A 13,699-nucleotide genomic window follows, 5' to 3' on the forward strand; every position below is an offset into this window, starting at 1 on the left:
GTAGAATACTCACTTTGCCCTGCAGGGCCCGCGCCGGCTTCTATATGTCATCCTTGGCCAGGTCGTTGAAGCGCACGTGGTGGGGGTGGAACTGGAGCTCCACCGTGCCGGTGGGGCCGTTGCGCTGTTTGCCCACGATAATTTCGGCAATCCCGGCTTTTTCGGAGTGGGGGTTGTAGTAGTCGTCGCGGTAGATGAACATCACCAGGTCCGCATCCTGCTCGATCGAACCGCTTTCCCTGAGGTCTGAAAGCATGGGCCTTTTGTTGGGGCGCGACTCCACCGCGCGGGAAAGCTGCGAGAGGGCGATGACCGGGATGTTCAGCTCACGGGCCAGCCCCTTCAGGCCCCGGGAGATCTGGGCGATCTCCTGCTGGCGGTTTTCCCCCCCGTTTTTTTGGGCGGGGCCCGACATGAGCTGCAGGTAGTCGATGACCACCAGGCCCAGCCGCTGCTGGGCGTGTAGGCGGCGGGCCCGGGCCCTGAGCTCCATCAGGGTGAGCTCGGAGGAGTCATCGATCAGGATGGGGGCCTCGGCGATGCGGCCGGCCACGTCCACCAGGCGGGAGAAGTCGCGGTCGGTGAGCTGGCCCTGGCGCAGGCGGTTCATGTCGATGCGGGCCTCGGAGCAGAGCATCCGGGTCACGAGCTGCACGGCGGGCATCTCCAGGGAGAAGATAGCCACCCCGGTTTTCTCCCGCAGGGCCACGTGTTGGGCAATGGTCAGGGCGAAGGCGGTCTTGCCCATGCTGGGCCGCGCGGCGATGATGTTGAGCGAGCCGGGGGCAAGGCTGCCTATGAGGGCGTCGAGGTCGCGAAAGCCGCTTTTGACCCCATCGGGCTGGCCCTTGTTGTCGTGAATCTGCTGGATACGCTCGAAGGTCTCGTGGACCAGCTCCCGCATGGTGCGAAACTCGACGTGGGCCCCCTGTTGGGAGACCTCGAGCACCTTGCGCCCGGCCGCATCGAGGATTTCTTCCAGGCTCCCTTCCTCCTCGTATGCGAGCCGCATGGCCTCCCCAGCCGCGGCAATCAGCCGGCGCAGGGTCCACTTCTCGGCCACGATGCGCCCGTAGTAGTCGGCGTAGGCCGCCGTGGGGGTGTTTTCAGAGAGGCCGATTAGGTAGGACACCCCGCCCACGCTCTCCAGCTCCCCCGCCTGGCGCAGGGCCTCGGCGACCGTGACCAGGTCAACCGGCTGCCCCCGGGTCCGCAGGTCCACCATGGCCGCCCAAATTTTGCGGTGGCCCTCCTTGTAGAAGGCCTCAGCAGTGACGTAGCCTTCGAGTCGGTCCAGCACCTCGCTGTCGAGCAGGACCGAGCCCAGGAGGCTGGCCTCGGCGTCCAGGTTGTGGGGGGGCACCCGGCCCTCGAGGGAGGTGGTCATAGCAAGCACCCACTTTAGACAAAGGGGGGGGCTTTGGGAAGCCGCCTAACCGGCACAGGCGCGGAGGGCCTGGTAGACCCGGCGATGCTGGGTGGCCACAAACAGGAACTCGTGGTTTTCGGTGTGGCTTACCCGCCCCACCTTCTCCCCCCGAGGGTTGTAGATGCCGATGCGGGCCCCCACGTAGCGCCTGTAGGGCCTCGAGAGCCGGACCACGAAGCCCCAATCGGCCAGCATGGCCTCGATCTCTTGGGCCTGGAAGAAACCCTCGTCGTTGAAGGAAAGCAGGAGATGAGGGGCTTTGATGGAGGCGAGCAGGCGCTCTAGGGCTCCCCGGGCCTCTTTTCTGGAGTTGAAGGGGCTTTTGCGGCTCTGGACGTCGCTGCGTTTTCTGGCCACACCGTAGGTCCTCGGCCGGTCGAAGCGCACCAGGGTTTCCCAAACGTGGTAGTTGCCCAAATAGGCGTGCTGGTTGTAGGGCGGGTCCAGGTAGAAGAGGTCGGCCGAGAGCCCCTCGGCCAGCGCCAGCGCGTCGGCCTGGTGGGCCTCCCCCGCGCCGGGAAGCAGAGGGGGGTAGGCCAGGCAGAGGTCGCGGTGGGCCCGGGGGGCCCAGCGCTTCAGGTAGGCCATCTGAATCCCGGTGGTGGAGTCCACCCTGTCGGCGGCCAGCAAGAGGCTGGTGAGCAGGATGGCCCTGAGCCTGGGGTCTTCGTAGGCCTCGATGGCCGTTCGGATGGCCTCTATGCGGGCCCCGTTCTTGGGGTGGAAGTACCGGGCCTCGTGGCAGTAGACCTGGGTGAACCAGCCAGGCTGGGGTTTCAGGGCCATCAGCCGGGCCAGGATGGGGGCCAGGGCCTGGGGGGGGTAGGCCCGGGCGTCGGCCTCTATCAGGGCCTGGGCCAGCACGTAGGCGTAGGTGGCGTGATCGTTGGCGATGACGTAGAAGCCCCGGGCCTTGAGGGCATGGCCCACCCGGGCGCTGCCGGAAAAGAGGTCGACGGCGCGCCGTAGGGGGGTGATGGCGTGGATTTTTTCGATGGTCCCAAGAATCCAGGGCAGAAGGGCCCGCTTAGAGCCGATGTACTTAATCATGGGCGCGTGGGCCTCGAGGCCCATTTTCCAGGTTTCGGGGGGAAAAGCAATCCCTTTGTACCCCCGCTTACCCGTTGGGCTGGCCTTCCGGGCTAGCTTGAAAGCATGTTCGGCGCTTTTTTCAAGCCCAAGAACCCGCGGGTACCCCCAGGCCAGATTCTCACCGAGAAGTTCCCGGTCCTCACCTACGGCCCCGTTCCCGACCTCAAGCCTGAGGAGGTGAGGCTCGAGCTCACCGGGTTGGTGGAAGAGTCCAGGGTCCTGGGCTGGTCCGACCTCATGGCCCTGCCCCAGACCGAGCAGGTGGCCGATTTTCACTGCGTGACCCGCTGGAGCAGGCTGGATGTCCGCTGGGGCGGGGTGCGGGTTCTAGACCTGATGCCGTTGGTGCGCCTTTCCCCTGAGGTGCAGCACGTGTTGGTCTACTGCTACGGCGGCTATACCACCAACCTGCCGCTGGAGGATTTCCTGCGCCCGGAGAACCTGCTGGCCCACACCCTCTTCGACCGGCCCCTGCCGCGCGAGCACGGGGGGCCCTTGCGGCTGGTGGTGCCCCATCTTTACGCCTGGAAGAGCGCCAAATGGGTGCGGGGCTTCCGCTTTCTAGCCCAGGAAGAGCTGGGCTTTTGGGAGCAGAACGGCTACCACCGCCGGGGCGACCCCTGGAAGGAGGAGCGCTTCAGCGAGGCAGGCTGAGGGCTTGTGGAGTATACAATGCCTGCGTGGAATGGTTGGCCTTGCTGCTGGCTTATCTGTTTGGCGCCATCCCGGCAGGGGCCTGGGTGGCCCGCCACCGCGGGGTGGATATACAGAAGGTGGGCTCGGGCAACATCGGGGCCACCAACGTGCTGCGCACCCTGGGCGCGGGCCCAGCGCTGCTGGTAGCGGCCTTTGACGTTCTTAAGGGGGGGATTGCGGTCTGGGTGGCCCGGGGGCTGGGCCTGGAAGGGCCCTGGCTGGGGGGGGTAGCTGTGGCCGCGGTGCTGGGCCACAACTACTCGGTCTTCCTGCGCTTTACGGGGGGTAAGGGGGTGGCCACCAGCTTTGGCACCCTGCTTTTTCTGGACCTCATGGTCGCCCTTCTCACCCTGCCGGTGGGGATGCTGACCATGCTGCTTACCCGCTTCGTTTCGGCCGGCAGCATGGTGGGGGGCCTGACCGCGGTGGTGGTGAGCGTTGCCCTGGGCCGCCCCCTTTGGCTCGTGCTGACCCTGGCAGGGCTGGCCGCGCTTATCTTTTGGACCCACCGCGAGAACATCCGGCGTCTTCAGCAGGGGCAGGAGCGCCGGCTGGGGGAAAAGGGTTAGGGGGTTTTTCCCACCTCACTGGCAGGCGGGCCCACCAGATAGACCGCCCGCCAGGGGCGAAAGTTGGAGTGCAGCTCGTGGGTTTCCACCTGGCCATCGGGGCGGGTGATGGTGCGGGTGATGCGGGTGCGGAAGCCGTCCACCGCCCAGTCCACCTGCTTGACCTCCCCCGGGGATAGGCTCTGGTCCACGATGTACTGCGGCGGGGGGTGAGGGGTGCGCTCTAGGATGGTGGGAGGGGAGACCACCACCACCCGGCCGTCGGGAACGCCGTAGAGCTGCACGGTGAGGCTCGAGCGGGTGTAGCGGGTACGCACCACCAGCGGGCCTGGGGTGTCGTTCCGAGCCCGCAGGTTGAGGTAGGGCTGGTAGACCGCCGCGTCGTAGCCCACGATGGGGTCGTACCAGCGCACCCGGTAGGCGTGGTGGTGGCGTTCCAGGATGGGCAGCCCGGCCTGGTAGAGGGCGCGGAAGGCGGTGGTGGAGACCTGGCAGACCCCGCCCCCCACCCCCTTGACCGTGCGCCCCCCAGAGATGACCAGGGCCTCCTTGAAGCCGTTTTCCAGGCTGATGGACCCCACCGCCCGGTTGAAGTCGAAGACCTCCCCGGGCAGCACGATGTAACCGTCGAGGTTGCGCGCTGCCGCGTGGATGTTGGCGATGCGCTCAGGGCTCGAGCCAGCATAGGTGGTGGTGGCCTCGGCCAGCAGGGTGAGGGCTTCGGGCCGGGGCAGGTCGGCGGCCCGCACCTGCGCCCGTTTGGGCACCGCCTTGAGCCGCAGCTCGGTAAGGTCGGGGCGCAGGAGCAGCGCCTCGAGCCGCCGCAGGCTTTCCGGCTGGTTGAGCTTGAAGCCGTTCTGTTCGGGTTGAATCCTCAGCTCCCCCTTGGGCCCCGCCACATAGCGCGCGTCAATCGGGAGACGGTCGTGGCGGGCGGCGAACTGGGCTATCAGCTCGGCCAGCTTTTTTCGGTCGGGTCGAAGCTCCTCGCCCACCTGGAGCAGCGCGGCCACCTCGGCTGGGGAAAGAAGGCGGCGGTAGGATTCCCCCCCTGGGGTTTCGTAGACCAGGGCGACCGGCCGCAAAAGCTCGTTGGCCCGGGCCGCCACCCCTTCCAGCATCCCTGCGGTCAGGCGGGGGGGGAGGGGTTGGGGAAAGAACTCGAGGACTTGCACCTCGGGGTGGCGCAGGTAGGTTTCCAGCGCGGCCTGGATATCGAGCCTGACCCCTACCACCTCCCGCTCCACCTCGAAGCGCCCGTTTCTGTAGACCACCCGCGCGTCGCGGGGCGGGCGCTCGAGGCGGCGGGCAATGGACCTGAGCTGCTGTTCCACGGCGGCGGCCTCCAGATGGGCCACCAGGGGAATCTGGACCTGTCCCCGCAGCGCGGCGATGCGCTCGGCCAGGCGGCTGCGCCCCACCGCAAAGGCCCGCTCAGCGGTGGCCCGGGGGTCGGGCCGCCAGCCCAGGGTGTCGGCGGAGACCTCGAGCTGCGCTGCACCGGCCTTCAGGGTGAGGCGGGGTGGGGGCTGGTTTGCGCTCGCCGCGGCGATGCGCGCTGTGGCCTCCTCCAGGGTCAGGCCGCCTACCGGCACCCCTGCGGCCACCACCCCGGGGTAGATGCGCTCCAGGTGGTAGCGCTCAAAGGCTGCCCACCCCAGCACCAGCCCGGTGAACACGGCAGAGCCTACCAGCGCTGCGCGCCTCATCAGGGCTTGAGTATAGCCGCTGGGGTTGGGGGCCGCGTGAAAGTTTGCTCATAACTTCATAAGCGGTGCTCTCGACCGTGCTGCCCGAAGCGGGCCCGCAGCGCCTGGAGCCGCTCGCGCACCCGCGCCTCCCAGCCTTCCCCAGCGGCTTCGTAGAGGACCAGCTCCAGCCCTTCGGGTAGGTAGCGCTGGGCAAAGCTGCCCTCGGGGTCCTCGTGGTAGTAGGCGTAGCCCAGGCGGCGCAGGAGGGGGGTGGGGGCGTTGCGCAGGTGAGGAGGTACGGGGGCCTCGGGGTGCTCCAAGGCGGCCTGCTCGGCCTTTTGCCAGGCTACGTAGACGCTATTGGACTTGGGGGCCAGGGCCAGATAGACCACCAGTTCAGCCAAGACCAGTTCCCCTTCAGGACTTCCTAAAAGCTCATAAGCCTCCTTGGCAGCCACCGCCAGCCGCAGCGCCAGGGGGTCGGCCAGGCCGATGTCCTCCGCCGCCATCCGCACCAGCCGACGGGCCAGGTAAAGGGGGTCGGCCCCTCCCTTCAGCATCCGGGCCAGATAGTACAGGGCCGCGTCCACATGGCTGCCTCGCACCGACTTGTGCAGGGCCGAGATGAGGTCGTAGAAGGCCTGGCCCCCCTTGTCGAAGGCCAGGGTACCGCGGCCTATGGCCTCCTTCGCGCTTTGCCAATCTACCTGCCCCCTGCCCAGGCTGGCGGCCAGCTCGAGGGTCGAAAGCGCCCGCCGGGCATCGCCCTGGGCAGCCTCGGCGATGAGATGGAGGGCCTCCGGTTCGGCCTGGGCCCGCAGGCCCTCGGGGTGGGCCAGGGCCCTCTCCAGGAGTTGATAGATGGCCGTTTGGTCCAGGGGATTCAGCGTGTACACCCGGGCCCTGGAGCGCAAAGCAGGGGTCAGCTCGAAGGAGGGGTTTTCGGTGGTGGCGCCGATTAGGGTCAAAAGCCCCGACTCCAGATGAGGTAAAAGCGCGTCCTGCTGGGCTTTGTTGAAGCGGTGAATCTCGTCTAGGAAAAGCACCAGCCCTCCCTGGGCCTCGGCCTGGGCCACCGCTTCCCGGACCTCCCTGACCCCCGCGTTCACCGCCGAGAGGGCCCGCACGGGTTTTCCGACCCCTTCGGTCAGCAGGCGGGCCAGGGTGGTTTTGCCGCTTCCCGGCGGCCCCCATAGGATGAGGGAAGCCAACCGGCGCTCTTCCAGCATCCGGCGCAGGGGCCGGCCTGGGCCGGTCAGGTGCTCCTGGCCCACCACTTCCTCCAACTTTCGTGGCCGCATCCGCTCGGCCAAAGGGGATACGCTCACAACATAATGGTACCACGGCCCCGGGGTTCATTCTTGACCCGGCGAAGGGAGGTTGGCCTTTATGCTGGTACCCATGGGGTTGTCCCTTTTGCCCTGGGTGCTGGTTTTGCTGGGGTTATCGCCTCTTTGGCTTTTTCCGCGCCAAGGTAGCCTCTACCCTGGGGTGCTCTTCCTGCTGGCTGCTCTGCTGCTGGCGGCCACGGCCAGCCTTTACGCCCGGACCTCCTTGGGCCCCAGGCTGCGCCTGCTTTGGGTGCTGGGGCTTTCCAGCATGGGCACCCTGATGGCCCTTCTGGCGGCCCAGGACCTGGCCCAGGCCCCCGAGGGGGTGGCGGTGGCGGCCGCAGGGGTGGGCCTGCTGGGGACCAGTTTGTTTTTGCTGGGCCTCTTCTTCCTGGGGCAAGAAGCGCTGCTCCTGCTTCCCAGGCCGGCCTCCTCAGGGGTTCTGCCTGGGGGGGCCTTGCAGGGTTTGGCGCCGAGCCTGGAGGCGCTGGCGGCGGTGCGGCCGGTCACCCTCCTTTTGCTTCACACCTCGCCCGAGCAGCCAGGGGACGAGCTGCTGCGGCTTCTGCGCCAACCGGACATGGTCTTCGAGCTAAAACCAGGCCAGTTTTTACTGGTTCTCCAGGGCAGCGGCCCGGAGGGGGCCCAGTCGGCTTTTCGTCGCATCCGGCAGAGCCTGGCCATCCGGGCCTATGCGGTGCTTCCCCTAAAGGGCGTGAGCCTCCAGCAGGCCCTGCGGCAGCTCGAGGGGGAGCTGCAGCACTACTACCTAACCCAGCATTAGGCCATCGCCAGGCCCAGCCGCTCCTCAAAGGCCCGCTCGAGGCCCCCCACCCCCAGCACCTCCCCCAGGGCCCGGAAGAAGGCCCTGTAGGGCTCAGGCCGCGCGCCCTCGCCCATCAGGCCCAGCCGGAGCACCTGGCCTGCGGTGGGGCCGATGCCCCCGGCCACCGAGACCCCCCGGGTGTAGAGCCCCTTGCGGATCTCTGCCTCGCTCCAGCCCTGGGGCGGGCGCACCACCAGCACCGTCGGCAGCCGGGCTTCCGGGGCGGCGTAGGCGCTGAAGCCCAGCTCCTGAAGCAGGGAGAGCACCACCCGGTGCATCCGCGCTGCGCGTTGCTGCCGCTGCTCGAGCCCTTCCTCTAAAGCCAGCCGCAGGGCCTCTTCCAAAGCGTAGTGCAAAAGCACCGGTGAGGTGCAGAAATACCCCTCCTGTTCCCAGTAGACGGCTACCCGGGAGAGGTCAGAGTACCAGCCCCGCACCTGCCCCAAGCACTCCCGGCCCCGCTGGGAAAGGGCAAAGGGGGCCAGGCCGGGCGGGGCCGAGAGGCACTTCTGGCTGCCGGTAAAGGCATAGTCTACCCCCAGCCTTTGCATGGAGAGAGGCACCATGCCGGCGGTGGTCACCGCGTCCAGCATGAACAAGGCCCCGTGGGCATGTACCAAAGGCGCAATCGCCTCCACCGGGTTCAGGACCCCGGTGCTGGTCTCGCCGTGCACCAGGGCCACCAGCTTGTAGGCTCGGGCCTTCAGAGCCTGCTCCACCGCTGCGGGGTCGATGGGCTGCCCCGGCTCGGCCCGTAGCACCCGGTAGTCCAGCCGGTAGGCGTGGGCGATTTCCACCATCCGCTCGCCAAAGGTGCCGTTGACCAGGAGCAGCACCGGGTCGCCCTCGTCGGCCAGGTTGGTGAGGCCTGCTTCCATCGCCAGGCTGCCCGAGCCCGGGAGGGCCGCGAGCAGGGCGCCCTCACCTGGGTCAAAGAGACGGTCCAGGTGGGCGCGGATGCGTCGGTTGGTGGCCAGGACCTCGGGGTCCAGGTGGCCGCGCATCTCCTTGCCGAGCGCCGCCTGGACCCGGGGGTGGATGGGGGTGGGGCCGGGGGTTAGAAGCACCATGGGTTCCTCCAAAAAAACAACGCCCGCCGAGCAAACCCTCGCGGCCTCTTCCCAAGGGAAGAGCGCCGTCAGAGGGTAGCTCGAGCGGGTTGCATCTGGCCTAGACTATACCTGGCCCGGCGGGGTTTGTCAAAGCGGAGGGCGTGTCTAGCAACACACGAATAATACTTAAGCCTGCTAGACTAAACTTCGATGAACGACTACTACGCCGTCCTAGGGGTGAGCCGGGAGGCCAGTGCCGAGGAGATCAAGCGGGCCTACCGCAAGCTGGCCCTCAAGTACCATCCGGATAGGAACCCGGGCGATAAGGAGGCCGAGGAACGCTTCAAGCAGATTAACGAGGCCTATGCGGTTCTCTCTGACCCCGAGAAGCGGGCCCACTACGACCGCTACGGCACCGCTGGGCCTGGGGGGGGTGGGACCAACCTGGGCGACCTCTTCGACCTGTTCGAGCAGGTCTTTGGCTTCCGTACCCCGTCCGGGCGTGCCCCAAGGGGGGAGGACCTCGAGGTAAGCCTGGAGCTGGAGCTCGCCGACCTGCTGGAGGACTGCGAGAAGGAGCTTCAGTACGAGCGGTTGGTGCCCTGCGAGGCTTGCCGGGGCCAGGGAGGGCGGCGCCAGGCCTGTCGAAGCTGCGGGGGGCGGGGGGTACTGGAGCAGGTCCAGCGCACTTTTTTCGGCAGCATGGTGGCCCAGGTACCCTGCGGAACCTGCCGTGGGCAGGGCTATGTGCTGGCCGAGAGCTGCGCGACCTGCCGGGGCCGGGGCCGGGTGCGGCGCAAAGAGCGCATCTCGGTTGCCGTTCCCGCCGGCATCGAGGAAAACCAGCTTCTGCGGGTACCGGGGTATGGCAACCTGGGGCCTGGGGGGCCGGGGGACCTATTCGTTCGGCCAAAGGTTCGCCCCCACCCCCAGCTCAGGCGCCAGGGGGCCGACCTGATCTACGAGCTCCGGCTGGGGCTGGCCCAGGCTGCCCTGGGGGTCCGGGTGCAGGTGCCGGGCCTGAGGGGAGAGGTGCCGCTGGAGGTACCCCCGGGCACTGGTGAGGGCGAGGTCTTCGAGCTGGAAGGCGAGGGGTTGCCCCGCCCGGGGAGCCGCCAGCGGGGTAGGCTGCGGGTGGTCACCCGGTTAGAGGTGCCCCGGAATCTCTCCAAAAAAGCCCGCGACCTGCTGCGGCAGTACGCCCAGGAGGTGGGGGAGGAGGTGGCCCCGGAGGGCTGGTGGGAGCGGGTCAAGCGAGTGTTCAGGGGCTAGTTCAGCCCTTGCTCAGGAAAACCCACTAGACTCTGCTCGTGAAAAGCGTGCTGCGAGTTTTTTGGCTGGGCCTCTTTGTGGGCGGGGCTTTCGCGCAAAGGCCGGTGGATATCGTCTTCTGGCACACCCTGGACCCGCCTGGACGGGAGGTGCTGGAAAGGGTTGTGGCCGATTTTAACCGCAGCCAGCGCGACTACCGGGTGGTGGCCCAGTATGTGGGCGACCTGCGCGAAGGAGGGGTGAAGCTCATCTCGGCCTTGCGGGCAGGGAATGCGCCCCAGCTTTACTACGGTGAGGTTTCCTTTGTGGGCCGGGCGGTGCAGGAGAACCTGGCCCTGCCGCTGGACGAGTACTTAGGGGGATTGCCGGCCGACTTCTATGCGAGCCTCATGGAGACCGGGCGCTTCCGGGGCCGCACCTATGCCCTGCCGGTGGAGCTGCATCTGCCGGTGCTCTTTTACAACGCCGACCAGCTCGCAGCCCGCCGCCTGGCCCCCCCCGAGACCTGGGAGGCCCTGGCCCGGGTGGCCCAGCAGCTCACCACCCGCTCGGCCAGGGGGTTCGTGGTGGTCAGCGACGTCTACAGTTTCAGCACGGTGGTGATGGCCCGGGGAGGGCAGTTGGTGCGCGAGGGCCGGCCCAACTTCACCGACCCAAAGGTGGTGGAGAGCCTGGAGTACCTGCAGGGCCTGGTGCGGGGAGGGGCCGCGGTGAGCCGCAACATCGCCGAGGCCCAGTTCGCCATGGTGGACTTCGTGCGCACCCGGGTTTTCATGGGCATCGCCCCCATCACCCTCTGGCCCGTGCTGGAAAGCCGCACCCCCATTCCCTTTCGCCTTGGGGTGGCGCCGGTGCCCCAAAGCCCTGGAGGCCGGCTGCCCCTGGCTGGGGGCAACCTGATGGTGCTCCGGGGGGCCAGCGAGGCCCAGGCCCGGGGGGCGGTGGCCTTCTGGCGCTACTGGATGGAGCCGGCGATTCTGGCCGACTGGGTCCGGACTACCTACGCCCTGCCCCTGCGGCGGGCGGTGGAGCCCCTGCTGGGGGACTTCTACCGCCAAGACCCGCGCCGGCGGGTGGTGCTGGCGGGCCTCGAGCAGGCCCAGACCTGGACCCAGGACCCCGAGATGACCCTTTGGTACGCTCCGCTGGAGGAGGCGCTGGAGCGGGTGCTCAAGGGAAACGCCGCGCCCCGGCTGGCGCTGGAGGAGGCCCAGCGCAAGGCCCTGGCGCTGGAGCGGCGCTAGGACTCGTGCTGCCGGTACCAGCGGGCAATGGCCGAGGCAGCGGCCCAGGTCAGGAGGGCGGCGGTCAGCACGTACCCCATCTGTTCGCCCGAAAGGGGGACCAGGCCCAGCAGCAGCCGGCCCTGGGGCAGCGCGAAGGCCAGGCCCACCAGGGCCACCCCCGCGGCGATGCTCAGGTCCAGCCAGCGGTTGGGTAGCGGCAGGAGGTGCAGGCTCCTCGCGGGGTAGGCGAAGATGAGCTGGGCGAGGGACTCGTACAGGAAAACCGCGCTGCGCACGGCCTCCGGGCCCAGGCCTCGCAGGTGCAGAAGGACCAGCAGGCCTGCGCCTAGAAGCGCCTTGATCGCCCCACTAATCAAAATGAAGGTCAGCGAGGGGCGGTCCAGCAGGGGGGCCTTGGGGTCGCGGGGCCGCTGGCGCATTACCCCAGGGTTGCGGTCGACCCCCAGGGCCAGGGCGGGGGGGCCGTCGGCTAGGATGTTGATCCACAAAAGCTGCACCGCGGTAAGGGGGAGGAAGAAGGCCCCTGTCGTCTCGCGCAGGCCTAAACCCACTGCGGCCAGAAGGCCTAGGAGCACCAGCAGCACCAGGGCCACGTTGGTGGAGAAGAGGAAGCGGATGAACTTCTGGATGTTCTCGTATATGCTGCGGCCCTCCTCGATGGCCGTCACAATGGTGGCGAAGTTATCGTCCAGCAGCACCAGATCGGCCACCTCGCGGCTTACCTCCGAGCCCCGCTGGCCCATGGCCACCCCCACATCGGCTCGTTTGAGGGCGGGCGCATCGTTCACCCCATCCCCGGTCATGGCCACCACCTCACCCTGGGCCTTCAAAGCTTCCACCAGGCGCAGCTTGTGCTCCGGGCGCACCCGGGCGAAGACGCTGACCTCGCGCAAGACCTTGGCCAGCGCCTCCGCTCCGAGGGGCTCCAGCTCCTCGCCGGTGAGCACCCGTTCGCTTGGGATGCCTACCTGGCGAGCGATGGCCTGGGCGGTGGCGGGGTGGTCGCCCGTTACCATCAAGACCCGGATGCCTGCGGCCTGGGCTGCCTGGATGGCCCCGGGTACCTCGGGCCGCGGAGGGTCCCAGAACAGGGCCAGCCCGGCGAATTGGAGGCCCTCCTCCCGCTCCCCCTCGCCCCAGGCCAGCCCCAGCACCCGGTAGCCCTCGGCGGCGTAGGCCAGGGCCTTTTCCTGCCACAGTTGGCGCTCCGTTGGGCTCAGGCTGGCGCGCTCCAGCAGCACCTCGGGTGCCCCCTTGAGGTAGCTCACCAGGCCCCTCTCCTCCCGCACGGTTATCCGGAGGAAGCGATGGCGGCTGTCGAAGGGCCGTTCGCTGTGGCGGGGCACGGCGCGCAGGGCTTCGGGGTTCACCCCCTGGCTGCGCAGGTAGGCCAGCAGGGCCAGATCCATGGGGTCGCCGGCTTGGTGGTCGGCCTCGTTGGCCAAGGCGCAGACCCGATAGGCGGCCTGGAGGTTGGGGCTATCGATGGCCCGCACTTCCATGCGGTTTTCCGTGAGGGTACCGGTCTTGTCGGTGGCGATGACCGTGACCGAGCCCAGCGCCTCCACCGCAGCGAGCCGGCGCACCACCGCCTTGCGCCGGGCCATCCGCTCTACCCCAAGCGATAGGGTGAGGGTAAGGACCGCGGGCAGGCCCTCGGGGACGGCGGCCACCGCCAGGGCCACCGCGAACAGGAGCACCTCACCCAGCCGGTGCCAGCCCTCAAAGACCACGCCCCCCAGCGCCACCAGAAAGGCCACCCCCAGCACTGCCCGGGCCACCTGGTGCCCGAACTGCCGCAGGCGGCGCTCCAGGGGGGTGGGGTCGGCCCGTACCGTGCCCAGCATCACCGCCAACCGGCCCAAGGCGCTGTGTGCGCCAGTGCGCACCACCTGGGCCAGGGCTTTGCCCCGCGTCAGCAGGGTGCCGGCGTAAAGCTCGTGGCCCACTTCCTTTTCCACGGGCAAGCTTTCCCCGGTGAGGACCGATTCGTCTACCGCCGGGTGTCCTTCCAAAAGCTCGGCATCGGCGGGGATGCGGTCGCCGGCCTCGAGCCGGATGACATCCCCAGGCACCAGCCGGTCGCTGGCCACCTGCTGCCAGCGTCCTTCCCGCCGCACCCAGATGCGCGGCACGGCCAGGGCCTCGAGCCGGCGCAGGGCGGCCTCTGACCGGCTCTCCTGCCAAAGGCCAAGCCCCGCGTTGAAAAGCAGGATAAGGCCGATGGCGATGGACTCGAAGGGCAGGCCATGGCCGCCTTCCAGGCCCCAAAGCGCCAGGTCCACCCCTAAAGCGAAGAGCAGGATGTAGATGAGGGGGCTCTTGAACTGCCGCAAAAATCGGTGCAGAAAGCTTTCGGGCGACTTCTCGGGCAGCCGGTTGGGGCCGTGGATTTCCAGCCGTCGCTTGGCTTCTGCCTCGCTCAGGCCCGGCGGTAGGGTTCGCACGGGCCCAGGGTAGCGGCCTAGCCAAGGGACAGGTGCCCCTGTGGTAT

At 68.2% G+C, this 13,699-nt stretch carries 11 protein-coding genes; 5 read left to right on the forward strand and 6 right to left on the reverse strand.

Features of this window, described 5'->3' with window-relative positions; translation table 11 throughout:
* Positions 1-40 precede the first annotated feature (40 nt).
* Both dnaB and DV704_RS03655 read right to left on the reverse strand, forming a co-directional pair.
* A complete protein-coding gene (gene dnaB, locus DV704_RS03650) occupies positions 41-1,387 on the reverse strand; it encodes a replicative DNA helicase (protein WP_114798210.1) in 1,347 nt (448 codons plus the stop codon).
* A 45-nt stretch (positions 1,388-1,432) separates the two neighbouring features.
* On the reverse strand, positions 1,433-2,503 hold the full coding sequence (locus DV704_RS03655) for a DNA adenine methylase (RefSeq protein ID WP_233498228.1): 1,071 nt from the start codon (positions 2,501-2,503) through the stop codon (positions 1,433-1,435).
* A gap of 81 nt (positions 2,504-2,584) precedes the next feature.
* Between DV704_RS03655 and DV704_RS03660 the strand changes: the two genes are divergently transcribed.
* Together DV704_RS03660 and plsY are read left to right on the forward strand one after the other, a co-directional pair.
* The gene (locus tag DV704_RS03660; RefSeq protein WP_114798211.1) at positions 2,585-3,175 is read left to right on the forward strand and encodes a sulfite oxidase-like oxidoreductase; all 591 of its coding nucleotides are present in this window, start codon (positions 2,585-2,587) and stop codon (positions 3,173-3,175) included.
* 26 nt (positions 3,176-3,201) lie between these two features.
* Positions 3,202-3,786, forward strand: a complete 585-nt coding sequence (plsY, locus tag DV704_RS03665) for a glycerol-3-phosphate 1-O-acyltransferase PlsY (protein WP_233498229.1) — start codon at positions 3,202-3,204, stop codon at positions 3,784-3,786.
* Here the strand turns inward: plsY and DV704_RS03670 are convergent.
* Positions 3,783-5,495 carry a VanW family protein gene (locus DV704_RS03670; RefSeq protein ID WP_114798213.1) on the reverse strand — a complete coding sequence of 571 codons (1,713 nt, stop codon included), beginning with the start codon at positions 5,493-5,495 and terminating at the stop codon, positions 3,783-3,785. The two genes, plsY and DV704_RS03670, sit on opposite strands and share 4 nt — an antisense overlap.
* A 56-nt stretch (positions 5,496-5,551) precedes the next feature.
* Positions 5,552-6,778 (reverse strand): replication-associated recombination protein A, encoded by a 1,227-nt coding sequence (locus DV704_RS03675; protein WP_114798422.1) that lies wholly within the window; start codon positions 6,776-6,778, stop codon positions 5,552-5,554.
* Positions 6,779-6,866: 88 nt separating this feature from the next.
* Between DV704_RS03675 and DV704_RS03680 the strand changes: the two genes are divergently transcribed.
* A complete protein-coding gene (locus DV704_RS03680) occupies positions 6,867-7,592 on the forward strand; it encodes a diguanylate cyclase (protein WP_114798214.1) in 726 nt (241 codons plus the stop codon).
* Here the strand turns inward: DV704_RS03680 and DV704_RS03685 are convergent.
* A complete protein-coding gene (locus DV704_RS03685; protein WP_114798423.1) occupies positions 7,589-8,704 on the reverse strand; it encodes an alanine--glyoxylate aminotransferase family protein in 1,116 nt (371 codons plus the stop codon). The genes DV704_RS03680 and DV704_RS03685 overlap by 4 nt on opposite strands.
* A gap of 192 nt (positions 8,705-8,896) precedes the next feature.
* On the opposite strand from DV704_RS03685, the gene DV704_RS03690 reads away from it, so the two are divergent.
* Positions 8,897-9,958, forward strand: a complete 1,062-nt coding sequence (locus DV704_RS03690) for a DnaJ C-terminal domain-containing protein (protein WP_114798215.1) — start codon at positions 8,897-8,899, stop codon at positions 9,956-9,958.
* Between the two features lie 50 nt (positions 9,959-10,008).
* On the forward strand, positions 10,009-11,202 hold the full coding sequence (locus DV704_RS03695; RefSeq protein WP_369910938.1) for an extracellular solute-binding protein: 1,194 nt from the start codon (positions 10,009-10,011) through the stop codon (positions 11,200-11,202).
* On the opposite strand, the gene DV704_RS03700 is transcribed toward DV704_RS03695, so the two are convergent.
* Positions 11,199-13,652 carry a cation-transporting P-type ATPase gene (locus DV704_RS03700; RefSeq protein WP_233498230.1) on the reverse strand — a complete coding sequence of 818 codons (2,454 nt, stop codon included), beginning with the start codon at positions 13,650-13,652 and terminating at the stop codon, positions 11,199-11,201. The two genes, DV704_RS03695 and DV704_RS03700, sit on opposite strands and share 4 nt — an antisense overlap.
* Positions 13,653-13,699 lie beyond the last annotated feature (47 nt).

Origin of the sequence: Meiothermus sp. QL-1, assembly GCF_003351145.1 — a bacterium.
Taxonomy (GTDB): Bacteria; Deinococcota; Deinococci; order Deinococcales; family Thermaceae; genus Meiothermus.